This window comes from Pseudomonas juntendi (assembly GCF_021560075.1).
GTDB classification, from domain to species: domain Bacteria; phylum Pseudomonadota; class Gammaproteobacteria; order Pseudomonadales; family Pseudomonadaceae; genus Aquipseudomonas; species Aquipseudomonas juntendi.
This window is the reverse complement of the sequence record NZ_CP091088.1, coordinates 3,361,234-3,382,079: the sequence shown is the minus strand read 5'-3', so window position 1 is coordinate 3,382,079 and position 20,846 is coordinate 3,361,234. Positions and strand designations below refer to the sequence as shown.

The window sequence follows — 20,846 nt, the reverse complement described above, 5'->3', positions numbered from 1 at the left end:
AGGCCTACCTAGTCTGGCCGAACATCAACAAAGTTCTTGGGCCATACCAGCCAGACCCCTCATTGCCTTAGGTTGGATAACCTCATCCCCCGGATCCTGCTGAATCATCAGCATGCTCTTTCGGTCGAAGGCCAGAGCAAGGCGCGGCGATATGCTGATTTCGTGCTTTGGCGGGGCGAGAAACTTCGTCGCGTGCAGGCTGCCCAGGGCGTGAATGCCGTGGATTAGCGCCTCGATCATCTGGCTGTATGTTGCGTCAGCCCAGCCGCAGATGGCGCGCAGGTTCTGGCCGGTTCGCTTCCTGGCTGAAAGCCGCAGCGGCTCATTTCGCGCCACATTTCGGTGAGCTTCGATTTCGTGGCGCGTGATCCGGAACAGCGCGTGATGCCCGAGCGCTTCGATGTGATGAATCATCAGCGTCATCGCCTCGCCCTGTTCCTCGATCCCGGCCCACTCCATCAGCTCCAGCAGGGCCTGTTTAGTCCCTGGTCGAACCTTCAAGCGCAGGTCTTCTTCCTGCAACCTGGCAGCCTTGGCACGGCGCTTCTCGTCACGCTGCTGCTGCGTCAGAGCCATCATCGCCTCCATTGCGCACAAAGCGGGTGCCCGGGCTGATATCCAGCAGGTCGCATACCCGGTTGATGATCTTGAGCGCGGCGTCGAACACCTTGGCGTCGTCCGGCTCGCGGGCCAGGCGCTTCATGTTCGGCTGGTGCTCCAGGCAGACTTTGTCCACCAAGCGACGTGCCAGCCTGCGCAGGTGATCGGCGCAGTCGTGCACGCGCAGGCTCAGGGCAAAGGCCAGGGCCACATCATCAGGCCGGTACTGGCCGCCGCTGCGGGTGATGTACAGCTTCTTGACCGGTCGATTCATCCAGGACGGCAGGGTGACGACTCCAGAGGGGGCTTTCTGCATTTCGGTGCTCCGATAGGCCGCTTGGCGGCAGGTGGAACTGTTCTTGCCGCCGGCGCTGGCGGACCAGGTTGTTGATCCGCCTCATGCCGCGCGCGCCGTTTCGATCTGCTCGGTGACCTCGACCAGTTGCTGGGTCAGGTTCTCGATGGTGGCGGCGCCGCGCACACGTTCGGCGCGGCCCCATTGGCAACTGCGGTTGAACAGCAGCTGCAGGTGCTGCTCCAGTTCCTTCCGGCGCTGGAGCAGATCAAGGATGTTTGCGAGTGGCATGGCTTACTTCTCCAGCGCTTTCCGCAGATATGGGTCGATGTCGGCCTGGCCGAGCAGCCAGCGCTTGTAGTCGCGCGGGATGTCTTCGATCTTGGAGCCGGCATGCTTGCCGAAGCGGATGACCTTCGGGATGCGAGCGTCTTCGGAGATTTCCCAGAGTTCTTCCCAGCTGGCCACCGGTCGCCCCAGCTGCGCCTTCAGTGAGGTGAAAATTGCAGCCAGGAGGCGACGACAGTTCTTCACGTCGTCCAGCGCGGCGTGGGCGTTTCTCAGCAGTTCGGGCGCTTCCGCCCGGTAGTGCAGGTAGATCATCGCTGACTGTGTGTGCGAGTCAGCATCCGGCCAAAGCATTGAGCTTAGGGCCTTGGTGCAGATGCGCTTGATATCCGGCTTGCCGATCACACTCCAGTCGTAATCCACGTTGTGACCGATTAGGTAGGTGGCGTCCTCGGGCAGCTTGAAGGAGTCATGCGGCGGGCAGTCGACCAGATCTTCGTCCAGGATGTGGCTGGTTGCCAGGGCGCCAAGTTCGATGGGCTTGGATGGCTTGTAGCGCTGCAAGAACTCGCCGGTTACGGCCAGGCCGGCACCGAGCTGCAGCCAGGCGGCCTCAACTAACTCGGGGTTGTTCAGGCCGGTGGTTTCAGAGTCGAAAATGTAGGTGGTCATATGAGGTCCATCGCGGAAGAGGAAGGGGTGGCAGCAGCGGGCTGGACTGCTGCTCATGAGCAATCAGAACGGGATTTCGTCTGAGAAGTCAGGCGGTGCGCCGTAGTCGTAGTTGTCTTGCTGGGCGTATCCGCTGGATACCTGCGCTGACTTCGGTCGACGGTCATGCACTGGCTTCTTCATCAACTGCTGGACCATCTTTTCCAGCTTCGCTGGGGTAGTGCAACGCGGGTCGAGGATCTCGGATGCCGTCTTTTCCGATTCGGCGCTGAATGGCGCGTAAATGATCGGTCGCGGCATGCCGGTCTGGCTGCTCTTCTCGATCTCCATCTGGATGAGCAGGCCGATTGGCTTCTTCAGGAGCTCGGGGAAGCCAGGGGCGGTTACCTGCTCACGCTGCTTGGTGTCGTTGTTCCACTTCTCGAACTGGGTTGGCTGTGGCGCTCCGACTGTGCGCAGCTGCAGGCAGGCCATGATGGCGTTCATCATGGCGTAGCCGCCCTCGTTTCGGGTGCCGTGCTGGTAGGTCAGGTTGAGGTAGAAGGTCGCCTCGGCACCATCGCGGCTCTTGAAGGTGAAGCCGATACCGGTCGAACCGGTTTCCTGCTTCTCCATATACTCGGCGCGTAGGAACTCGCCAATGAACTTGCCCGCCTCGTCGATGAAGGCTGACTTGTTGTCCGCGGAGCGCGCGGCATTTGCGTCCAGATTGAACATTGAGAAGGCTCCTATGCGGCCTGAGTTGTGTTGGTGAGGTCGTAGTACTCGCAGATCGCGGCATCGACCAAGGCGAGGTCGTTATCGATCATCGCCTCGTTGAACATGCCCATCGGGGCCTTGGTGGTGTCCGACCCGTTGTTTCGGGTGCTGAATAGGTGCTGGCCGTCGCTGACAACCGATCGAAGGACGATGGTGACCATGCCCTCCAAGGTGATCTTCTCGTCCAGCATCTTGCCGATGGTCTTCATCTTGATCTGGCCGGCGTCTGTCTCCTCGGTGTGGCTGAGGATGTAGACGCGAACGTCATCGGGCAGACCGAGCAGTGCCTCGAAGATGTTCCAGGTGTGCCGGCCGATCTCGGTGAACTTGTCGAACCCTTTCTCCTCGCTCCGGCGCATGAACTCGTTGGCCAGGATGTACTGGAAGTCGTCGATCACGATCACCTTGCGCTTGGTCTGGCGGCAGGCACCGATGACCTTGACCCAGTTGTCGGTGACATAGGACTTCCACGCTTTAGAGCCGGGGAAGGGAAGCGGCTTTTTGATGACCTGGACCAAAGCCACATCATCAGGCTTGAAGTTGCGCAACGACGCGCTCTTGCCGGCCCCGGACTTGCCGAGGATCAGGGTTACGGTTGCCATGCGGCACCTCAGCTGGGTTGGTTGTCCCACTGCCGCTCTATGCGAGCGGCCTCTTCTTCGTACTCTTTGCGCTCGTCGCCCTGGTACCGCTCAGGCGAGAACGATCCGACCGTCATCCAGTCGAGCTGGGCGGCCAGGCGGGGCGTTGTGTTCATGGTTACCTCAGGAGGTGATGCAGCCTGCGTAAGCGCTAGCGAGCATCCAGGCGGTGCACAGGGAGAGGGTGATGAAGCTACCGCGCCACATGGCGAAGCGGCGTGCGCGCTGGTAGCTACTCATGGCCGTGGCCTCACAGCGATCTGACCAGCCTTGAGCGCCGCGACGATCTCTGGGCGCAACTTCTGCACTGGCCATTCGCGGGGCAGGCCCACGCCGATGATGGCCAGGCTGCGCTCGATCTGTTCGAGCTGCTCGTCAATCAGGGATTTAAACGGTGCCGTGCTCATGCGACCCTCCCGAACGATTCCAGCGCCTGCTGGTTGTTTCGCTCAATGATCCTGTTCAGACGCTCTTTGTAGTTGCGCTGCTGGTCCAGGCCTATCGCTTCGGTGAGTCCAGCCAAATCGATGGCCATCTCCAGCTCGCCCCGTAGGATGTCGCTGAACGACGCGCAGATCTGCGTGAACCGCAACTCGATGATTTCGACAACGTCCTGCCTGGTCTTCTTGTTCATGCTGTCCTCCGGGCGGCACCTGAGCCGCACATGGCTTCCATCCTGTCGAGAGCCGATCCGATCACTCTGCGGCTTTCTGCCCGCTGGCGTTCATCGCGCTCGCGGATCATCGTGTTCCAAGCCTCGTTGTTCGCCCGGGCCTGCTCCGAAGTCATATGGTCAACCCACGACGAGTCACCAAAGAGCTGGTACTGGCGGTCGATCTCGCGGGCCTGGGCACTGTCTGCGTAAAGCTCATGCTCGCGAGCCATGGTCGCCTCCAGGTGGTGGGTTACTCGGTGGGTGGGGAAGGGATGTTTTGCCAGCTGGTGCCTGAGCGAACGTTTCGCACCGCTCTCACGCTCACGCCGAACTGTTCGGCAAGATCGCTGGTCTTGGATGTTGAGGCCCTGATCAGGCGCGCACTCTCTGAGTTCAGCTTCGAGGCTCCGCGCCCCTTCGCTCGCATGTCGCGCATATTGTCCAGGTGAGTGCCTAGAGAAAGGTGATCAGGGTTGACGCAGGCTGGGTTGTCACAGGAGTGCATGACGACCATCCCAGCAGGTATTGGCCCCCGAGATATCTCGTAACTAGCCTGGTGCGCCCTTCGTACGCGACCCTTGATCTTCAAGTAGCCGTACCCGCAGGAGTTCAGGTTTCCCTTCCAGTTCCAGCAAGACGCGGTTTTTTCGCAGCGCTCATAGAAGCGATCAACGTTTACCTTCGTCCTGTGCTGAGCACTGCAGGATTTGGAGCAGAAGCTGTTCGGGCTTCTGGCCAGTTCGGCTTTCATCTTCTCGAACTCAGCACTGCAGTTGAGGCAGCTGCACTTGATCCAGCCGCTCATGCTGCCTCCGGGTACTTCTCACCGCAGAACATGCAGTAGCTGCCGATCATCGAAAGGTCCTGCTTGACGGTCTTGAAGCCGCCGGCGCGCTTCGGCGCCTGATACTCGACGTGCAGGTTGAGCTTGTTCTTGGTTTCCAGAGTTTTGCCCAGGATCATCGCCATGCCCTGAAGCTCGACGGTGAGCGACTGAGCCCCATCGGGCAGCTGTGTGGCGATCTTTTCCTTGGCTTTGGCTTCGACTTCGGATGCGCAGTTGCACATGGCGATTTCCTCGGTATGACCGCATTGGCCAGGAGCCAGGCGCGGGTGACCAAACCCACCGTGAAAGGTGGCCTGGCGCCTGCCTAATGCGGTCGAAGTGAAGGGAAGGGGATGCGGGATGCATCGGGGTGCAAGCTCAGCGGAATCGAACCGCTATCTGCGTCGGACTTTCTCGGCCTGGTGATCAGGCAGGCCACGGCCAGGTAGGCTTGGGCAGCTAATCCCTAGACTTCTGGCCCCGCGCGCAGATGCAACCTGCGAACTTGCACTCCGATGCAGCCTGCGATGGGGAGCAGGGCATCGGGCCGTCTTTCCGGCTGTCAAGGGATTCAGCCCAGGTGCAGGGCTAGCATGCCGCGATCCATGATGTGCAACTCGTCGGTGCCGTTCATGATCTCGCGCAGCTTCTCGACGCCACCGGCAATGCCGGTTACCGCTGCAACCACTTGCAGCTGGCCGCGCTTGTCCGCATTGCGCAGGGCCGAACGAATCCGGTCATCCTGCTTTCTGTCGGTCAGGTTCATCGTCTTGCCCTCCAGGGCGGTTGATTTTCCGGATGCCACTCTCTGAATGGCACCTGGTGAAATCCCGGCCTCGCTACTGGCGACAGGCCGGGGTATTGCGTCAGTGGTGGTCGTTCGAGCTCAGCCGCCGACGGCCCTGCTCTCAGTTCGGTTGGCCTTGAGCTTCCCTATCACCTCGCGTCGATCGGCCTCGGCGGGGTGGTCGCTGGGTAAGGTGTTCGCTACACGACTGCCGACTGCAGCTCTGTGGCCCGCTGGGTGGGGCAGTCCGTCGTGGGTTGCCGGTCCGCGTTCCGGCTGGTCTATCTACTTCATGGGCAGGTTCCTCCTCTTGGTTAATCGCTGCTCGCGCTGTGCCAGGTACCGACGCCCGTTCTAAGGGCATCCCGGCAGGGAGCGTTTGCAGCGCAACCCTCCATCCGCTTTCCGTGGCCCGGCCTGTGTTCCTGCCGCGCTGACGTTCCGCCTGATTTCGAGCTGGCCAGTTCCAGAGCTGGCATGGGGATCGAATTTGTTGCTCGCGCTGTGCCGTTGCCGGGATCGATCCGCGAGGTTCCCATCAATGTGAAAGAGCGGTGAGGCTTGAGGGCCTCTGCAGTCCCTCGTGAGTGACTGCTTGAGGTGAAATTTAGCAAGCTGAATTGCTATGGTCAAGCATGCTCAATTAAAAAATTTAGAATGCTGAATTTTGTGTCCACAAAACCGCACCGTGCGACCGGTTGGCAGCAGTGGCGCTTTGCTACAATGCGCCGACCAAAAACGTGGAGATGGGAATGAAAGGGATCATCGCGGTACTGGCGGCAGCTGTTGCGCTGGGCGGATGCGCAGCGGGACCAACGTGGCAGGCAACTGGAACCACTGACGAGTTCACGGATAAAACCACGATGATGGTGACCACGAGCGAGTTCCCGGCCTCGGGTTCAATCGTGACCAGGTCGCTTCACTTCTATCCGGTGGTTCGGAAGGAGGGCGATGAGATCTATGTCGGCTTGATGTCTGGCGGTCGCTTCAAAATCCCGGTTGGCACCGTCCAACTGCGGATCGATCAGAACGAGGCATGGACCATTACGCCCCAAGAGACACCTGTCAGCATGATGCCTGCCGCGCCTCAATATGCTCTTAATCTACCTCCCGAGCAGGCGGCGCTAGTCAAGCAGACACAGGACCAGGCAATGCTCAACATCACCCAGATGATGAGCCCGTATACGGTTACCGGTGGTGAGAAGGCCAGGAAGATCCTGAAGCAAATGCTGTCTGGGCAAAACTTGAAGTACCGGACTGTAGGCATCAACCAGGCCGCATCAACCACCGGAGAGACAGTGATAGACCCATCGCTTGCCGAGTCTCTCCGGCTGATCGGTATAGATCCTGCCTCTCTATAAACCAGGCAGCAAAAAGCCCGCTTCGATGGCGGGCTTCTGCTTTTTGAGAGGCTACTTCGTAAGCATTTCTCGGGCTTGCGAGCCATTCGATATTGTAATGATCTTGGCAACCACGCCGCCTTGCGGAAGCAAACCATACTGGGATGGAGCTTGCCAGCTTACGGTCGAGCTAAGGAAGTATTTCCCAGGCGGCACGTTAGAGAAACTGAAGTTTCCGTTGCCATCAGCCTGCGTGGTTAGCAGCCCTTGAGATGCCCGCGGGTCGGCCGGCGCTAGAGGCTGGCCGCCTAGGTAATTTGTGTCATACCACTGCTGTGAGTAGGAGGTAACGGGCTGCAGATGGACATCACTGCCGGCGCCAAATTTAACGTCGCCGCCTACGGTGCGCATGAAGACTTGCCCGGTCAGCGATCCGGTCCCGGTTTTGGGAAGTGCATCGTACTCGGCTACTGGGAATGGGACTCGTGGTACGGCTTGCTGCTGAGGAATGGCGCATGCGGACAGGGCAAGAGACAGCGCCAAAGGCATCCATACTTTTTTCATCGTGAAACAGGCCTGTGTTGGTTAAGCTCGTATCCTACCACTCTGGCCATCCGCCATCACGCAGGCGTAAAAAAGCCCGCTGGGAAGCGCGGGCTAACGTAGGGAAATCGGATGAGCCTTCACTGTGCAGGGTAGGGCGTGAAAAAAGCGTGAAGGCATGAAAAAGCCCGCAGAGGCGGGCTTTTAAGGGTTCCGATCTATGAGCTTGTGGGTTCCAACGCTTCTCATAATGGCTTTGTCGCCATCCATTTCAAAACTCATCTTATGTGAGTTATTCCCCGTGAAATGGATCGTATAGATGTCTGGTCTTTTATAACCTTTTAGCTTCTCTAGCTTCAAGTAGCCTGGCTGAGGATTCTTCTTAAGATCTTTAAGTGCCTGTTTTGCGGCTGCTTTTATGTCTTCTGGGAGCTTTCCCAGCAGCTTTCTAAATCTCTCTGGGAGCACAAGCGATCGGATTATCAGGTTCACAGGTCGTCAAAAAGATCATCAATGTCTTTGTCAGTGGTCAGCACGATGGAATTTTTGCGACCTTCCATGTCAGCGTTATGCTCGAGAATGGACCAGCGTAAACGTTCGACAGATTCGTCGTAGCTCAGCACTGCCCCGATTGCTTGCATATACGCGTCATCGACTCCGTCATCAGAGCGAAGCTCTGGCGCGCTTCGAGCGCATTTCAGGCGAGCGTTCAGGCTGTCGTGAAGGCGTTTCAGAACGTCTTGAGACTGCTCAAGCGATGGGATGATTTCATCCTCGCTGAAGATCCCTTTCGTCTCGGCATGGACGACCTTAATGAGGCCTTCTACTGCTTCGCGAAAGGCATCCATTTGGCGGCGCATCAGGACTAGGGACTCAATGGTTCCGTCAATATCCCTCAAGAGGTCTAAGGACCGAACGGTTTCTCCACGGAGATAGTCACTCATGCGCTCCATGCGATCAATTTGAGTGATTGCGTGCATTGCAATTGCCTCCTACACACATCAGTCAGCCAAAAGTAGGCTGGACCGCGATTATCGTCAAAGACTTGAATGTGTCAATGACTATCCGCGCCACGAAACGGTAGCTAACGATTTCGTGGCGCGCACAGTGACTATAGGTTAGGCAGCCGAAGGCGCCACTGGTTCGAACGAGCGGTAGCTATTTGGTCAATGAAGGAAACCAATGGCGCCTCAAAGCCCTCTAGGGCAATGGTTTCCGCATAATGCTGCCGGACCTAACCTCATCCCCATAACCCACCAACCGATCCTCCCCAGCCCGGCGGATCCTCACTCTGGCACCTCGCAAGGTGTTTTTACCCGGACAATTAGCCCCAGGTGGGTTTCCTCTGCATATCCGGCAAGCCTTTCCTCGGCGTCCTGAAAGGACCGGCACATCCTCAGTACGGCTTGAGCATCTGGGTCATTCCCGGACAGGCTGATGCGCTCAGCAATCCGTTTCAGCTCGACGGCTGACCACTTGAGGTCAGATGCAAGGCCTTGAAGGTCGCGGCGTAGTTCTTGGTTGGGCTTGGTTAGGGGCATGACAAACCTCACAGAGCTGATCGCGGCCACTTGGCATCGACCACTCGCCCCACAAGCACCCACTCGCCATCCATCTCGACGGTCGGGAACGAAGGGTTGAGCGGCTTAAGGAAGGCCCGGCCAGAATCCCAGATGAACTGCTTGAAGGTGGCCTCATTGGTGTCGGTCATCTTGGCCACCACAAATTGGCTGCTTTCAACGTCGAAACCAGGTGCCACCAGGATCACCATACCCTCGGGGAACGACATGCCGCTTGGCGAGGTCATCGAGGGGCCTTTTACCTTGAGCCAGAACCCGTTTGGCCCAGCCCAGGCGTCTGATGGGTGAACCTCGCAAGAGGCCACGTTTGAAATTTCTACAGCCTCCACGGGCATCCCAGCCTGGACCCAGCTGATTTCTGGGTACTCGTAATATCTGAAAGGCCCCGATGCGGGCTCAACGTTAGCGTCAAAACCTGAAGTGGCTGCGATCATTTCGCCCGTGCCGTTTGCGAGCCACTCGGCGCTCACCCCGGTAGCTTGGGCAAGCGCAAACAGGTTTTCGGGCCTCATGCTCTTGCTGTCGCCCGTAATCCATTGAGTAACGGCGGAAGGAGTGACCCCGCATTCGCGGGCGATCTCCTTCTTCAGTTTTTTGCTGTGCTTGATCGCTTTAGCGATTCGTTCGGGTCTGTTCATCCTCAAATATTAAGCCAGCTTAACTTTAGCATGGCCTTTGCTAGTGGATGCTCTTGTCGTTCAAAAATTAGCATGCTTAAATAGCCTTATCCCCAAAGGAGCGAAGCAATGAAGACAACAGACGCCGCCGCCTTCTTCGGTTCCAAAAAGAAGCTCGCTGACGCTTTGCTGATCAATCCGAGCGCAGTGACCCAGTGGGGTGAGTACGTCCCTGAATCCCGTCAGTACCAGATCCAGGTTCTGACCAAGGGCAAATTGAAAGCCTCCGTAAAAAACGCCGCTTAACCATTTCTCAATCAAAAGGAAAACCCTGAATGCACCTGGACCCCGCCAACAAACGCAGCGAAGTGATCAAGTCGCGTTGGAAGCCAGAGGAGGTCAAGAAGCTGCGCATGGAGGCCCGCATGGCCGGCATGCAACTCGCGACCTACGTGCACGAACTGGCAAACCTGGGTCGACGCCTTGGTGCTGCTGACCTGCTCCGAGAAATGAACGGTGTCGGGCAGCAGGATAAATCAGCTTAAGGACCCTATGGAGGGCCTATGCCTGAAACCACCTTCGAATTGCTGCCAATCGAGGTGAAGGCTGAGGTTCGACAGCTGGCTGCCGACCTTGGCTGGAGCCTGGATAGATCGACGGATGAGTACTTGGAGATGAGTCGCTCACTCGCGATCCAGGAGCAATTGAGACAAATGCGACACAAGGCCCCCGTGTTGGGGCTGGTAGGGCACAAAAAGGGCCTCGATGTTCCCTGATTGTGGAAAGACAGAGGCCCTCTTTCGGGCTTCTAGCAGGCACAAAAAAGCCGGGATTGCGGCCCGGCTCTCTGCAACATCACATAAGTGAGACCAATTATGCATATGCAGAACCACAGTGTACAGCCCATAAGCTTGCTCGCGCCACAAAACGCGAAGCACGATTCTGTGGCGCGCACGATGAGCAGCTTTGATCTGCTCGCCTTGGTGAACGAAGCCAGGATGCAACACGGCGAGAGCGAGGTTCGGCGCGCCGACTTCACTGCCCGCTGCAAGGACGAACTCGACGGCGAATACTACGAAACTTTCGTAGTTAAGAATTCCCGCGGGCCGGCCTCTGAAGGCCTGATGCTGACCAAGGACCAGTGCCTTCTGGTATCCATGCGCGAATCCAAGGCAGTGCGCCGGATCGTCGTGCAGAAGCTCAACGAACTGGCCCAGCCAGCAGCGCCCGCCGACCTCAGCAAGCTGGAAATCCTCCAGATGGCTCTGGAGTCGGAGAAAGCCCGCGTCCTGCTCACCGTCCAGGTCGAGGCCCAAGCCAAGAAGATCGACCACCTGGAAAACCTGTTCAAGGAAGGCATGAGCCACGTTCAGTTCTGCAAGGGCCTGAATGGGGTCAACGTGATGCAGGTCGGCCATTTCCTCGAGCGCCGCAACTGGCTCTACAACGAGAGCAAGTCCGGAACCCGCTACCGCGTCGCCGCCTATGCCCGCGACAAGTACATGACCGAGCATCAACAGGAGATCACCCCGCACGGGAAAGAGGCGTTCATCAGCTACACGCCGATCCTGCTGCGCAAGGGCGCCGTGCGCTTGTACGAGCTGTACCTGGCCGGTGAGCTGCCCATGAAGAAGAGCTGGGACGGCCTGCACACCCACGACAAGGCCGTGCGGGGTGCAGCATGAGCGACTTCGTGAAAGTCACCGAGATGCCAGCCAACGAGTTTCCCGGCTACCTGGATGGAATGAACAAGCAGATGCGTGACTGGACCGACCAAGCCGCCCGTGGCGAATGTGGCTGGATCTGCTCCGACTGCTGCCTTTCCGATTCGAAAGGCATGCCAGACGCCTGCTTCTACGGAAACGCCAAGTGCACCGAAATCATCCAGCGCGACAAGCTGCGCGCCATGCGTGAAGGGAATGAGCCGTCATGAGCATGGAATTGATGGTAAAGGCCATGAAGACCAAGGTCGGTAATCCGCTGCGCAAGCTGGTGCTCATCAAGCTGGCCGACAACGCGAGCGACCAGGGAGAGTGCTGGCCGTCGTATCAGCACATCGCCGATCAATGCGAGATCAGCAAGCGCTCGGTCATGAACCACATCAACACCCTGTGCGGTGCCGGCCTGTTGCGCAAAGAGATCCGCAAGGGTGGCCCTAAGGGTAACTCCTCGAACGTCTACTACCTGACCTTGAGTGGTGCAGCAGATTCACTAGGGGTAGTGCAGGAGATTCACCAGGGTAGTGCAGCAGGTTCACCCCCTAGTGCAGCAGATTCACTAGGGGGTAGTGCAGGAGCTGCACCCAGAACCAGTCACTCTTTTGAATCAGTAAAGGAACCAGTCACTGAACCAGTTGCGACCCAGGCTGAAGCCGTGGTCGCGGAGGGTATCGTGGTTCCGTTTACGGCTCAGCAGCCGCGCTGTGAGATCCCGGCCGACATGCCAGGGCCGAAGGACCAGTCCTGCAAAACGTTCAAGGCCTGGGCGAACTACGCCATGGCCTACCGCAAACGCTACCACGCGTGGCCGGTATGGAATGCCAAGGCAGGGGGGCAGGTTGGGCAGCTGATCAGCCGTCTCGGCATCGATGTCGCTCACCATGTGGCCGCGTACTTCCTGACGATCAACGACGCCCGCTTGATCAACGGCTGCCACAACTTGGGCGACCTGCTGGCCAAGGCTGAGGCCTACCACACCCAGTGGGTAACCAACCGCCAGATGAACGCCACGATTGCCCGCCAGCAGGAGCAGACCCAGGCGAACATCAACGCGGCCCAGGAAGCGGCTGAGGCAATCCGCAGCGGCCAGCGGGGTAAGCGTAATGCTTTCCTCTGACGAACAAGCCGAATTGGCCGTGGCCATCTGCGCTACTGCCGAGGCGATGGGTCAGACCATCAGCGCTGGAGGCGCTCAGCTCATCGCTGAGGATCTTTCGGCCTATGACCCTGCCGCCATCATTGGCGCGCTGCGTTCGTGCCGTAGAGAGCCAGCCGGGCGCCTTTCGCTCGGCATGGTCCTCAAGCACATCCACGCGGCCGACACCCGACCCGGCAAGGATGAGGCGTGGTCGATTGCCCTGGCGGCCAGTGACGAGCATGAAACGGTCGTGCTCACCACTGAAATCCGCCAGGCGATGATCGCTTCGGAGCCCATCCTCGAGGCTGGCGACAAGGTCGGCGCCCGGATGGCGTTCATGAGCGCCTACGAGCGCCTGGTTAGCTTCGCCCGGGCCGAGGACCATCCTGCCAAATGGGAGGTTTCGCTGGGTTACGACCAGGGTCGCCGAGTGACAGCGATTGAGTCGGCCGTCCGCGCCCAGCTCATCACCCATGAGACTGGGGCCAAGTACCTGGCCGACTTGCGCATCGCACCAATCACCCAAGACGGCCAGGCCATTGCCGGCCTGCTCACCGGCGAGGTGCGCCCGCAGGCCAGTGCCAAGACCCGCGAAAAGCTCGCCGAGGTGCGCTGCATCCTCAAGGCGGCCAAGGCCAAGAAAGACCGCGAGCGCGCCAAGGAAGACCAGCGCCGCCGCATCGAAACCTATCTACGCAAGCGGCAAACACGCGCCGCAGTCGCTGAGTTGAACATCAAGCGCGCCGGGCAGCCGGCCGGGGAGGGGGTGTGATGGATCCTCGTTACCAAGAAGCCAAGCGTCAGTGGGAAAAATTAGTTCAGGAAGAGACCGCCGCCTGGCCCAGCGACAAGCCGCTGATCATCGTCGAGTACTCCGTCTTCGGCATGGGCTGGGAGGAAAACGGCATCTACGGCGTTCGCGGCAAGGTTGGCGTTGAGCGACTCCAGAGCATCGAGGCCCAGTTGAAGACCGATGAAGAAATCGGAGAGGCGCGTCATTGCACCAATGGGGAAGGCGACTACCTGTTGGTCGTGGACTACGACAGCGGCGAAACCGACGAATACGGGCGGGTCATTTACTCACCGTACTGGGATATCAGCGTGATCGGTTTCCGCACCTTTGACGAAGTGATGACTCGCCGCGTGGCCGGCAAGGAGGGCGTGTGATGGAAGACCGTGAATTGATTGAGCTGGCAGCCAAGGCTATTAACGCCAAGCGCCACGAGCCCTCGTTCAAAGGCGATGTGGCGAAGTTCACCGCAGAGGGTTACTCGGGCTACTTCAATCCGCTGCACTTCAAAGACCAGCCGCTGACCCTGGCCTCTCAGCTCGACATCGACGTTCAGTTCGACGCCGAGACCGAGACCGTATCGGCCCTGTGGGTGGACGGGCGAGGCAATCCCGGCAAGCTGAAAGACATTTTGACGATCTGCTATCGAGATCGGGTGAAAGTCGAGTGCGCTGCAAGGGTAATCGTCCGCGCCGCAGCCGAGATCGGCAAAGCCATGCAGGAGAAGCACTGATGGACACCAACAAGATGCGCGAGCAGTTCGAGGCGGCATTCGTTGCTCAGTACGGATTTGGCCGGATGACTGCTGCAAGCAATCCGGATGCCAATGCCATTTATTGCGCAGCTGAATGGGCTTGGAAGGCCTCCCGCGAGGCCGTGGCGGTGGAGCTGCCCAGCTTCGAGGGATACAAGGACCACATCGTGCGCGAGCTCCAGGCAGCGTTCAGCGGCGCCATTGAGCGTCAGGGCCTGAAGGTGGTGGCATGAGAAACATCAAGACCCGCCAAGGCTTCGAGTTCTGGGACAAGCTGAACGCCATTCCGCGCTTCAGCTTCCTGCTGGCGCCATCCGGATCTCGAATCCAGAAGTTCGAGGATGTGAGCGGCAACTGGATCGACGTGCACGAGGCGCAGAAGGTGATGGATGCCGCCCAGGACGAGATCAACGAACTGCGCGAGCGGTTGGAGCGGCTTCAGCCGAAGGCGGTGGCGCCATGAATGATCTTGCCATGTGGCTTGGCTACGCGGTCATGGCGTGTGCCGGGACTGCCTTGGTGGCCCTAGTGCTCTTCGCCCTGTCCTACGCCTGCGTCACGATCGTGAACAAGTGGATCAAGGCCATGATGCGCGCCTATGACCTGAACACCCTGCGCAAGACCATGCGTCAACTGGAGGCTGAGGGGAAGGTGAGCAAGAAGAAGGGGGTGCGGCCATGACCGAGTTCCTAATCGCCGCAACTGGCCTACTGGCCTCGATCATCATCCTGCTGGTTCTGGTGGTGCTGCCTATCGCCGCCTATCAGATTCAGACCGCCAGTTTTGAAATTTCGCAGCTGCTCTGGGAAGAGTTCCGCCGCCTGCACGGCGAGGAGGACGGTCATGACTGAGCGGATCAGCGTCAACTGCCAAGCCAAGCTGTCCGAGGCCGTGACCATGCTCACCCGCCTGTTCCGCGACAAGAAGTTCGTCGTGGTCACCATGCGCCCGGGCAAGGACCGCACCCTGGATCAGAACGCTCTGTGGTTCGCCATGTACGACCGAATCGCCAAGAGCACCGAGATGGGCGACATCGAGGATGTGCGCCGGTACTGCAAGCTGCACTTCGGCGTTCCGATCATGCGCGCTGGCTGCGATGAGTTCCGCACCGGCTGGGCCGAGTCGTTCATCCACCTGCCGTATGAGGTGAAGCTGCGCCTGATGGGGCCGTGCGCGATGTTCGGTCCGGATGGCTTCCCGGTGACCCGGCTGTTCGATCGGGCCCAGGGCTGCCAGTACACCGACCGCATCGTGTCCGAGTTCGCGCCGCAGGGCGTGGTGTTCAGTGACTTGCTGAGCGAGGAGGCGGCATGAAGAGCCAGGAAGCAAATCTCAAGCGGAACAAGGACCAAGGCATTTTCGCAGCGCCCGGCTGGCGAGGGCTGTATGGCCATGGCCTGACGCGGCGCGGGGTGCAGTGCGTGGTTCTCGCTGCAACAGGAAAGAGCGGAAAGCAGATCGCTCGCGAACTCGGCATTTCGCCGGGAACGGTCACCAGCAGGATGGCGGATGCCCGCCTGCACCTGGGAGCCTCCAACCGTACGGAATTGGTCGCTAAGGCAGTGGCGGCAGGAATCATCTACGCATCGGAGGCCGAGCCATGCGCGTAGTAAGCAAGAAGGTGCGGGAGAGCGCCCGGGGCCAGGACTGCACCGTTCGCATTCCCGGCACCTGCAACTTCAACCCTGAAACCACCGTGCTGGCCCACCTGCCTTGCGGGCAAAAGGGCATGGGCATGAAGGGCTTCGACACCGTGGCGGTATACGCGTGCAGCGCCTGCCATGACGTGCTCGACGGCCGCGGGAGGGGCGAGGTGGACTGGTCCGACGTGCCCCGGGCGATCGCTGAGACTCATGAGGCCCTGATCCGGGCCGGCATTCTGACCATCAAGGGGGCCGCATGACGGAACTGACACTACCGTGGCCACCGACTGCGTGCAGCCCGAATGCCCGGGTGCACTGGACCAGGAAGAGCAGGGCGGCCAAGTCCTACAGGGCGGCCTGCCACCTTCTCGCCAAGCAGGCCGGCATCAAGGCGCCGGAGGGTGATGCGCTGCTCTTGCTCGAGTTCGTGCCGCCCGATCGCCGCCGACGCGACGACGACAACCTGCTGGCGATGTTCAAGGCTGGCCGTGACGGCCTAGCGGATGCCCTGGGCATCGACGACAACGTGTTCGCCACTCAGATCATGGTGAGCAAGGAAACGATCAAGGGCGGCGCCGTGCGCGTTCGTATCCAGGCGCAGGAGGAAGCAGCATGACCTGGACGATCGCAGATACCGCCGGTGCGCTGCTGCTGGCCATGACAATCGCTTCCACCTGGTGCGTAGTGCGCGCCAAGGGCATCGAAACCCGCCGCAAGAAGGAGAACGGCCCATGCAACTGAACAGCGCGCGCCAAGCGTGGCACGACTGCCTCTACACGGCGTGGGATAGCCAAGGCGCATTCATCGAACAGCTGGGCCTATTGGGCACCATGGTCCAGACCACGGAGAAGCAGCGGAAGGCGAGCCATGCAGTGCACCAGGCCCTGGCCGGAGGTGTGCAGGCGGCAATCTTCAAGCTTCCCGGAAGTCTGCGTGCCTTCGGCAACTTCATGTACGCCCCGCAGAGCGGCGACGACGAGCGCGAGGTAGCCGAGGAGTGCGTTTTCTCGATGGCCATGGCTAGGTCCGGTCGGATGACCGCTGCCAAGCGCGAACGTTGCGAGTACGTGGCCAAGGGCGTGATGTTCCGGTACCGCCGCATGCACCAGGGCGGGCAGTCATCGGCGCAGGATCCGTTCGAAAGCCCGGAGTGGTTCAAACGCTGGATCGACGATGTGTACGGCGTAACGCTTCCCTCATGTGCCTGGGCCAGGGACTGGGAGCCATTCGTGCAGATCTGCTTCGAGGTTTGCGAGGACCTGGACAAGCGCGCGCTATCGCCGGTTGCAGCCGCAATCTACGAAATGAAGGAGGCCGCTTGAGGGCCTATTGCGTTCCCGCACGCGTGATGGCACTATTTGTCCATTGTTAGAGTTTTGCCTTTGGCAAACACCGCCAAAAAGCCCGGCCATTGAGCTGGGCTTTTTCGTGCGCGCAAGAAACGCAACTGCAGCCAGGGCAGGCCCTAACGGGACAGCCTGGACACTGCTAGCCGGTAGTGTGGTGTACGGAAAAACACCGGCAGCCCGCGCACCCTGACCTCACATGCTTTCAGGGTGGCGCGTGACCGGATCGGCGAGACTGGTGCATTGGGGTGCCAGCGCTGCAATGGTCTTCGGCGGACAGGTGGGGAGAGACCCACGCAACGCGGGTAGCGCAGGACGCCCCGTCACACGCTGACGGTCAGGGTTCGATTCCCTGGGCCCGCCCCAATTCGATTCGTTAAGTGCTGCTCCGCACGTTTGCCCGGTCCCTCAATAGGGCCTCCCCTCCGGGCCTTTTCTTCTAGGAACCATTCATGGCCGAACCAGCAAGCACGACTGCCGGCGTCCTGCTGGTGAAGTACGGCGTGATCATTGGCGGCTTCGCAGGAGCGATCCTCTCGCTTACCTTTCTGCGGGGCCTCACCAGGGGCCAGGCTGTCGCAGCCTTCTTCACCGGTTTCACCTCGGCAGTATTCTGCACCCCGCTGGCAATTAGTTTCTTCAAGCTTGAAGCCGGCGGAGAAACCCAATACGGCGTGGCCTTCCTGATAGGGCTACTGGCAATGAACATCATCCCAGTCTTGAAGTCGGTGGTGGGTCAGTTCGGAGCCAAGGGGGCTACCTGATGAGCTCGACCCTGATTCCAATCCTGATCGGCGCCAATGCCTTCCTGAGCGTGCTGGTGGTGATCGCAGCCTGTGACTACCTGCGGCGGATTCGGCCGATGGATCACCCGCTGCTGGCCGTCGCGTTCTACCTGGTGGCCATCGGCGCCTTCGGCTCGTTCGTCCTGGCCATGAACGGCCATGTGCCCACCCTGTACGGTGTGATCCTCAAGCTGGGGATCGTCCTGTACGCGGTCGCCAGGCGCGGCCATGTGTTCCAGCCGGGATAGCGCGCCACAAAATGAAGATGCGCCGTTTCGTGGCGCGACAACCTGAGGATCACCCATGGACAACCAGCACAAGAAGATCACCGGCTACCGCGACCTCACCCAGAGCGAGATCGACGGCATGAACTCGATCAAGGCCCTGGAGGCCGATGCTGGCGAGCTGTTCAAGCAGATCGGCCAGATCGAAGGCGTGGACCAGCGCACCTTGGCCCTGGCCAAGACCAACCTGCAGCAGGGTTTCATGTGGTTTGTGCGCTCGATCGCCAAGCCGGCCGATCCGTTCAGCTGAGGGCGGGCAGATGGCGCCAGTAACTGCACGCATCGTTTGCCGCCATCGCTGGTGGCTCAGGTTCTACCTGGCTGGCGTGCTCGCCATTGCTCAGATGACCGGTCGCGAACCATGCCTGGAGCGCTTGAGCTACTGGGTAGGGCGCGGCATCAAGATCGAGGTTCATCCTGAATGACCACCATCGCCTACAAGGATGGCGTTATCGCCTACGACTCCCGCGTCACCCGAGGCGACCTGATCACCGATGACGACTGTGACAAGTGCATTGAGCGCGACGGCGTGAAGTTCTTCATGTCCGGGGCTCTCTGTGACTATGACGCATTGGTCGGGGCCTACTTCGGCACCGCGCCATCCGGGAAGGTCGACGCATCTGCAATCGTCGTGGATGGCGGGAAGCTGCTGATGGTGGCGGTGGATGACGATACGGGTCTGTGGAAGTCGCCAATCAAGCCTGATCGTCCGTACGCCATCGGTAGCGGCACTCCATACGCATTCGCTGCGATGGACATGGGCGCATCTGCCGAGAAGGCCGTCGAGATGGCTGCAAGGCGCGATACCAGCACTGGCGGCAGGGTTCGGACTATGACGATCCGCGCAGCCGAGCATAAATAACCAGCCCAGCGAGGCACCCAAGTCTCAAGGAATTCCCTATGGCGCTGACAGCAAAACAGCAGCGCTTCGTCGAAGAATACCTGATCGACCTGAATGCCACGCAAGCCGCTATCCGTGCTGGCTACAGCAAGAAGACGGCAAACGAGCAAGGTTCACGCCTGTTAGCAAATGTTAGTGTTTCAGCCGCTGTTGCCGAGAGCATGAAGTCAAGGTCTGGCAGAACCGGAATCACCCAGGACATGGTACTCAAGGAACTCGCCAAGATCGGCTTCAGCGATATCCGCAAGGTGGTCCGCTGGGGCGAGACGATGGTCCGCATGGTCGAAGCCGACGATGAGGGCCCTGAGGACATGGTTCCGTACCACGGGCTGGCCTTAGTCGACTCCACCGAGATTGACGATGACACGGCTGCTGCCATCGCTGAGGTGTCTCAGGGGCGCGACGGCCTGAAGGTCAAGCTGCACGACAAGAAGGGCGCTCTGGTCGATATCGGCCGACACCTGGGCATGTTCGTGCCTGCAGGTCACGCCGACCTAGATGCAGAGCTCAAGCGGATCGAGATCGAGAAGCGCCGGGTCGAGCTGGCCGCGCTTAAGGCAGGTCATGAGCCGGCTCCTCCTGTAACCAAAATCGAGATTGAGGTGGTAGGTGGCCGGTCGGACGCTACGAATCCAGATGACCGAGCCTCAGGCTAGGTTCTTCCAGCTGCAAGACAAATACCCTGCCTTCGTTGGCGGGTTCGGTACCGGAAAGACGGAGACCCTGGCCAACTGTGCCCTTCGTGATGCCTTGTCCTCCTCTGACGCGCTGATTGCGCTCTATGAGCCGACCTATGACCTGGTGAGGTTGATCCTCGCACCTCGCATGGAGGAGAAGCTGAGCGAGCTTGGCATTCGTTACAAGTACAACAAGCAAGAGAACATCATCTACACCAGCGCCCCGAACTGCGGTGACTTCATCCTCAGGACGCTCGAAAACCCGGCGCGAATCATCGGGTATGAGTCTTACCGCGCGCACGTCGACGAGATCGACACGCTAAAGAAGGCTCAGGCGGCGCTGGCGTGGCGCAAGATCATTGCGCGGAACCGGCAGCGACCAACTGGTATAGAGCAGCCATTCAACCGAGTTTCGGCCTACACCACGCCTGAAGGATTCCAGTTCGTCTACGACACCTGGGGGCGCGCTCCCAAGCCTGGCTATGCGATGGTTCAGGCTGCGACCTACACAAATCCGTTCCTTCCCGACGACTATGTGCAGAGCCTTCGCGACAGCTACCCAGCTGCGCTAATCACTGCATACATCGAGGGAAAGTTCACAAACCTGAACAGCGGCAGCGTCTATCCAGACTTTGACCGGACGCTGAACCACTGCGACACCGTCGAGCAGGAGCGTGAGCCGCTTCTGATCGGCATGGACTTCAACAGGCTCAAGATGAGCGCTGTTGTCTATGTCCTGCGCGGCGGATGCCCTGTAGCAGTAGCCGAGATCACTGATGGGCGCGATACGCCGTACATGGCAGAGCTGATCAAGGCGCGATACGCCGCGAAGGGCCACCCTATTCAGATTTTCCCCGATGCATCAGGCCAGAACGCCAGCAGCAAGAATGCCAGTGAGTCGGACCTGAGCATCTTGCGACAGGCCGGATTCTCCATCCAGGTGAACGGGACAAACCCCGCAATCGCGGACAGGGTGAACGCCGTCAACGCGCTGATCCTGAATGGCAATGGCGAGCGGCGCCTGAAGATCAACGTCAACCGGTGCCCGCACCTTGCGGACGGATTGGAGCAGCAGGCCTACGACAAGAACGGCATGCCCGACAAGTCGAGCGGGGTGGATCACCTCAACGACGCCGCCGGCTATCCGCTGGCCTATCTGTTCCCTATCGAACGCCCAATGACTACGACCCAATCCCTGAGAATGTGA

At 59.7% G+C, this 20,846-nt stretch carries 45 protein-coding genes; 27 read left to right on the top strand and 18 right to left on the bottom strand.

Annotation, left to right across the window (positions count from 1 at the left end):
• Positions 1-24: 24 nt before the first annotated feature.
• The 13 genes from L1P09_RS15885 to L1P09_RS15830 form a co-directional block, all read right to left on the bottom strand.
• Positions 25-576: a hypothetical protein gene (locus L1P09_RS15885; protein WP_235767870.1), complete on the bottom strand. Its 552-nt coding sequence runs from the start codon at positions 574-576 to the stop codon at positions 25-27.
• A complete protein-coding gene (locus L1P09_RS15880) occupies positions 551-916 on the bottom strand; it encodes a DUF7740 domain-containing protein (protein WP_197860355.1) in 366 nt (121 codons plus the stop codon). Before L1P09_RS15880 ends, L1P09_RS15885 begins: the two co-directional genes overlap by 26 nt.
• 81 nt (positions 917-997) lie before the next feature.
• Complete coding sequence (locus tag L1P09_RS15875) at positions 998-1,186, bottom strand: hypothetical protein (RefSeq protein WP_197860356.1); 189 nt, start codon at positions 1,184-1,186, stop codon at positions 998-1,000.
• A gap of 3 nt (positions 1,187-1,189) precedes the next feature.
• Positions 1,190-1,855 carry a 3'-5' exonuclease gene (locus tag L1P09_RS15870; RefSeq protein WP_197860357.1) on the bottom strand — a complete coding sequence of 222 codons (666 nt, stop codon included), beginning with the start codon at positions 1,853-1,855 and terminating at the stop codon, positions 1,190-1,192.
• Between the two features lie 63 nt (positions 1,856-1,918).
• Positions 1,919-2,572, bottom strand: coding sequence for a hypothetical protein (locus L1P09_RS15865; RefSeq protein ID WP_047934823.1), 654 nt, complete (start codon positions 2,570-2,572; stop codon positions 1,919-1,921).
• 11 nt (positions 2,573-2,583) lie between these two features.
• Entirely contained in the window at positions 2,584-3,216 is a 633-nt protein-coding gene (locus L1P09_RS15860) for an AAA family ATPase (protein ID WP_004573816.1), read from the bottom strand.
• Positions 3,217-3,224: 8 nt separating this feature from the next.
• Positions 3,225-3,371, bottom strand: a complete 147-nt coding sequence (locus L1P09_RS15855; protein WP_172439570.1) for a hypothetical protein — start codon at positions 3,369-3,371, stop codon at positions 3,225-3,227.
• A 120-nt stretch (positions 3,372-3,491) separates the two neighbouring features.
• The gene (locus tag L1P09_RS15850) at positions 3,492-3,662 is read right to left on the bottom strand and encodes a hypothetical protein (RefSeq protein ID WP_235767869.1); all 171 of its coding nucleotides are present in this window, start codon (positions 3,660-3,662) and stop codon (positions 3,492-3,494) included.
• The gene (locus L1P09_RS15845) at positions 3,659-3,889 is read right to left on the bottom strand and encodes a hypothetical protein (RefSeq protein ID WP_235767868.1); all 231 of its coding nucleotides are present in this window, start codon (positions 3,887-3,889) and stop codon (positions 3,659-3,661) included. Before L1P09_RS15845 ends, L1P09_RS15850 begins: the two co-directional genes overlap by 4 nt.
• Positions 3,886-4,140, bottom strand: a complete 255-nt coding sequence (locus tag L1P09_RS15840) for a hypothetical protein (RefSeq protein WP_235767867.1) — start codon at positions 4,138-4,140, stop codon at positions 3,886-3,888. The genes L1P09_RS15845 and L1P09_RS15840 overlap by 4 nt, the downstream gene beginning before the upstream one ends.
• A gap of 20 nt (positions 4,141-4,160) precedes the next feature.
• On the bottom strand, positions 4,161-4,661 hold the full coding sequence (locus tag L1P09_RS26385; RefSeq protein ID WP_353957107.1) for an HNH endonuclease signature motif containing protein: 501 nt from the start codon (positions 4,659-4,661) through the stop codon (positions 4,161-4,163).
• A 50-nt stretch (positions 4,662-4,711) separates the two neighbouring features.
• Positions 4,712-4,978 carry a hypothetical protein gene (locus L1P09_RS15835; protein ID WP_104886311.1) on the bottom strand — a complete coding sequence of 89 codons (267 nt, stop codon included), beginning with the start codon at positions 4,976-4,978 and terminating at the stop codon, positions 4,712-4,714.
• Positions 4,979-5,307: 329 nt separating this feature from the next.
• Positions 5,308-5,502 carry a hypothetical protein gene (locus L1P09_RS15830; RefSeq protein ID WP_054830705.1) on the bottom strand — a complete coding sequence of 65 codons (195 nt, stop codon included), beginning with the start codon at positions 5,500-5,502 and terminating at the stop codon, positions 5,308-5,310.
• A 773-nt stretch (positions 5,503-6,275) separates the two neighbouring features.
• Between L1P09_RS15830 and L1P09_RS15825 the strand changes: the two genes are divergently transcribed.
• On the top strand, positions 6,276-6,884 hold the full coding sequence (locus tag L1P09_RS15825) for a hypothetical protein (RefSeq protein ID WP_064590645.1): 609 nt from the start codon (positions 6,276-6,278) through the stop codon (positions 6,882-6,884).
• Positions 6,885-6,935: 51 nt separating this feature from the next.
• On the opposite strand, the gene L1P09_RS15820 is transcribed toward L1P09_RS15825, so the two are convergent.
• The 5 genes from L1P09_RS15820 to L1P09_RS15800 all read right to left on the bottom strand — a co-directional run bounded on the left by L1P09_RS15820 (position 6,936) and on the right by L1P09_RS15800 (position 9,624).
• Positions 6,936-7,427: a hypothetical protein gene (locus L1P09_RS15820; RefSeq protein WP_059395562.1), complete on the bottom strand. Its 492-nt coding sequence runs from the start codon at positions 7,425-7,427 to the stop codon at positions 6,936-6,938.
• 183 nt (positions 7,428-7,610) lie between these two features.
• Positions 7,611-7,898, bottom strand: coding sequence for a type II toxin-antitoxin system RelE family toxin (locus tag L1P09_RS15815; protein ID WP_137108982.1), 288 nt, complete (start codon positions 7,896-7,898; stop codon positions 7,611-7,613).
• The gene (locus L1P09_RS15810; RefSeq protein ID WP_100414030.1) at positions 7,895-8,386 is read right to left on the bottom strand and encodes a hypothetical protein; all 492 of its coding nucleotides are present in this window, start codon (positions 8,384-8,386) and stop codon (positions 7,895-7,897) included. The genes L1P09_RS15815 and L1P09_RS15810 overlap by 4 nt, the downstream gene beginning before the upstream one ends.
• Positions 8,387-8,692: 306 nt before the next feature.
• A complete protein-coding gene (locus L1P09_RS15805; protein WP_038409498.1) occupies positions 8,693-8,947 on the bottom strand; it encodes a hypothetical protein in 255 nt (84 codons plus the stop codon).
• A gap of 8 nt (positions 8,948-8,955) precedes the next feature.
• Positions 8,956-9,624 carry a LexA family protein gene (locus tag L1P09_RS15800; RefSeq protein ID WP_235767866.1) on the bottom strand — a complete coding sequence of 223 codons (669 nt, stop codon included), beginning with the start codon at positions 9,622-9,624 and terminating at the stop codon, positions 8,956-8,958.
• A 108-nt stretch (positions 9,625-9,732) separates the two neighbouring features.
• On the opposite strand from L1P09_RS15800, the gene L1P09_RS15795 reads away from it, so the two are divergent.
• The 26 genes from L1P09_RS15795 to L1P09_RS15675 all read left to right on the top strand — a co-directional run bounded on the left by L1P09_RS15795 (position 9,733) and on the right by L1P09_RS15675 (position 20,846).
• Complete coding sequence (locus tag L1P09_RS15795) at positions 9,733-9,909, top strand: Cro/CI family transcriptional regulator (RefSeq protein ID WP_059395557.1); 177 nt, start codon at positions 9,733-9,735, stop codon at positions 9,907-9,909.
• A gap of 29 nt (positions 9,910-9,938) precedes the next feature.
• On the top strand, positions 9,939-10,148 hold the full coding sequence (locus L1P09_RS15790) for a hypothetical protein (RefSeq protein WP_059395556.1): 210 nt from the start codon (positions 9,939-9,941) through the stop codon (positions 10,146-10,148).
• A gap of 18 nt (positions 10,149-10,166) precedes the next feature.
• Positions 10,167-10,379 carry a hypothetical protein gene (locus L1P09_RS15785; protein WP_009396432.1) on the top strand — a complete coding sequence of 71 codons (213 nt, stop codon included), beginning with the start codon at positions 10,167-10,169 and terminating at the stop codon, positions 10,377-10,379.
• 180 nt (positions 10,380-10,559) lie between these two features.
• Positions 10,560-11,288, top strand: a complete 729-nt coding sequence (locus L1P09_RS15780) for a hypothetical protein (RefSeq protein WP_408005358.1) — start codon at positions 10,560-10,562, stop codon at positions 11,286-11,288.
• Positions 11,285-11,536, top strand: a complete 252-nt coding sequence (locus L1P09_RS15775; protein WP_235767864.1) for a hypothetical protein — start codon at positions 11,285-11,287, stop codon at positions 11,534-11,536. Before L1P09_RS15780 ends, L1P09_RS15775 begins: the two co-directional genes overlap by 4 nt.
• Complete coding sequence (locus L1P09_RS15770; protein WP_235767863.1) at positions 11,533-12,438, top strand: helix-turn-helix domain-containing protein; 906 nt, start codon at positions 11,533-11,535, stop codon at positions 12,436-12,438. Before L1P09_RS15775 ends, L1P09_RS15770 begins: the two co-directional genes overlap by 4 nt.
• Positions 12,425-13,231: a hypothetical protein gene (locus L1P09_RS15765; protein ID WP_235767862.1), complete on the top strand. Its 807-nt coding sequence runs from the start codon at positions 12,425-12,427 to the stop codon at positions 13,229-13,231. The genes L1P09_RS15770 and L1P09_RS15765 overlap by 14 nt, the downstream gene beginning before the upstream one ends.
• Positions 13,231-13,626: a hypothetical protein gene (locus L1P09_RS15760; protein ID WP_235767861.1), complete on the top strand. Its 396-nt coding sequence runs from the start codon at positions 13,231-13,233 to the stop codon at positions 13,624-13,626. Before L1P09_RS15765 ends, L1P09_RS15760 begins: the two co-directional genes overlap by 1 nt.
• The gene (locus L1P09_RS15755; protein ID WP_235767860.1) at positions 13,626-13,982 is read left to right on the top strand and encodes a hypothetical protein; all 357 of its coding nucleotides are present in this window, start codon (positions 13,626-13,628) and stop codon (positions 13,980-13,982) included. Before L1P09_RS15760 ends, L1P09_RS15755 begins: the two co-directional genes overlap by 1 nt.
• Positions 13,982-14,236, top strand: a complete 255-nt coding sequence (locus L1P09_RS15750) for a hypothetical protein (RefSeq protein ID WP_235767859.1) — start codon at positions 13,982-13,984, stop codon at positions 14,234-14,236. Before L1P09_RS15755 ends, L1P09_RS15750 begins: the two co-directional genes overlap by 1 nt.
• Positions 14,233-14,466 carry a hypothetical protein gene (locus tag L1P09_RS15745; RefSeq protein ID WP_235767858.1) on the top strand — a complete coding sequence of 78 codons (234 nt, stop codon included), beginning with the start codon at positions 14,233-14,235 and terminating at the stop codon, positions 14,464-14,466. The genes L1P09_RS15750 and L1P09_RS15745 overlap by 4 nt, the downstream gene beginning before the upstream one ends.
• Complete coding sequence (locus tag L1P09_RS15740; RefSeq protein WP_235767857.1) at positions 14,463-14,684, top strand: hypothetical protein; 222 nt, start codon at positions 14,463-14,465, stop codon at positions 14,682-14,684. The genes L1P09_RS15745 and L1P09_RS15740 overlap by 4 nt, the downstream gene beginning before the upstream one ends.
• Positions 14,681-14,854 carry a hypothetical protein gene (locus L1P09_RS15735; RefSeq protein ID WP_235767855.1) on the top strand — a complete coding sequence of 58 codons (174 nt, stop codon included), beginning with the start codon at positions 14,681-14,683 and terminating at the stop codon, positions 14,852-14,854. The genes L1P09_RS15740 and L1P09_RS15735 overlap by 4 nt, the downstream gene beginning before the upstream one ends.
• Positions 14,847-15,317, top strand: a complete 471-nt coding sequence (locus L1P09_RS15730; RefSeq protein ID WP_235767854.1) for a hypothetical protein — start codon at positions 14,847-14,849, stop codon at positions 15,315-15,317. The genes L1P09_RS15735 and L1P09_RS15730 overlap by 8 nt, the downstream gene beginning before the upstream one ends.
• A complete protein-coding gene (locus tag L1P09_RS15725; protein WP_060489644.1) occupies positions 15,314-15,613 on the top strand; it encodes a response regulator transcription factor in 300 nt (99 codons plus the stop codon). Before L1P09_RS15730 ends, L1P09_RS15725 begins: the two co-directional genes overlap by 4 nt.
• Positions 15,604-15,906 carry a nuclease domain-containing protein gene (locus L1P09_RS15720; protein ID WP_235767852.1) on the top strand — a complete coding sequence of 101 codons (303 nt, stop codon included), beginning with the start codon at positions 15,604-15,606 and terminating at the stop codon, positions 15,904-15,906. The genes L1P09_RS15725 and L1P09_RS15720 overlap by 10 nt, the downstream gene beginning before the upstream one ends.
• Positions 15,903-16,262, top strand: a complete 360-nt coding sequence (locus L1P09_RS15715; protein ID WP_235767851.1) for a RusA family crossover junction endodeoxyribonuclease — start codon at positions 15,903-15,905, stop codon at positions 16,260-16,262. Before L1P09_RS15720 ends, L1P09_RS15715 begins: the two co-directional genes overlap by 4 nt.
• A complete protein-coding gene (locus tag L1P09_RS26170; RefSeq protein WP_016711289.1) occupies positions 16,259-16,387 on the top strand; it encodes a hypothetical protein in 129 nt (42 codons plus the stop codon). Before L1P09_RS15715 ends, L1P09_RS26170 begins: the two co-directional genes overlap by 4 nt.
• Positions 16,378-16,968 carry a hypothetical protein gene (locus L1P09_RS15710; protein WP_100413954.1) on the top strand — a complete coding sequence of 197 codons (591 nt, stop codon included), beginning with the start codon at positions 16,378-16,380 and terminating at the stop codon, positions 16,966-16,968. Before L1P09_RS26170 ends, L1P09_RS15710 begins: the two co-directional genes overlap by 10 nt.
• A gap of 476 nt (positions 16,969-17,444) precedes the next feature.
• Positions 17,445-17,756: a peptidase M48, Ste24p gene (locus L1P09_RS15705; RefSeq protein WP_235767849.1), complete on the top strand. Its 312-nt coding sequence runs from the start codon at positions 17,445-17,447 to the stop codon at positions 17,754-17,756.
• The gene (locus tag L1P09_RS15700) at positions 17,756-18,025 is read left to right on the top strand and encodes a hypothetical protein (protein WP_235767847.1); all 270 of its coding nucleotides are present in this window, start codon (positions 17,756-17,758) and stop codon (positions 18,023-18,025) included. The genes L1P09_RS15705 and L1P09_RS15700 overlap by 1 nt, the downstream gene beginning before the upstream one ends.
• A gap of 55 nt (positions 18,026-18,080) precedes the next feature.
• Complete coding sequence (locus tag L1P09_RS15695; protein ID WP_019751353.1) at positions 18,081-18,311, top strand: Acb2/Tad1 domain-containing protein; 231 nt, start codon at positions 18,081-18,083, stop codon at positions 18,309-18,311.
• Between the two features lie 10 nt (positions 18,312-18,321).
• Positions 18,322-18,486, top strand: a complete 165-nt coding sequence (locus L1P09_RS15690) for a hypothetical protein (RefSeq protein WP_235767846.1) — start codon at positions 18,322-18,324, stop codon at positions 18,484-18,486.
• The gene (locus L1P09_RS15685) at positions 18,483-18,923 is read left to right on the top strand and encodes an Ntn hydrolase family protein (protein ID WP_029886016.1); all 441 of its coding nucleotides are present in this window, start codon (positions 18,483-18,485) and stop codon (positions 18,921-18,923) included. The genes L1P09_RS15690 and L1P09_RS15685 overlap by 4 nt, the downstream gene beginning before the upstream one ends.
• A 38-nt stretch (positions 18,924-18,961) precedes the next feature.
• The gene (locus tag L1P09_RS15680) at positions 18,962-19,618 is read left to right on the top strand and encodes a terminase small subunit (RefSeq protein WP_071984513.1); all 657 of its coding nucleotides are present in this window, start codon (positions 18,962-18,964) and stop codon (positions 19,616-19,618) included.
• A complete protein-coding gene (locus L1P09_RS15675) occupies positions 19,599-20,846 on the top strand; it encodes a terminase large subunit domain-containing protein (protein ID WP_029886014.1) in 1,248 nt (415 codons plus the stop codon). Before L1P09_RS15680 ends, L1P09_RS15675 begins: the two co-directional genes overlap by 20 nt.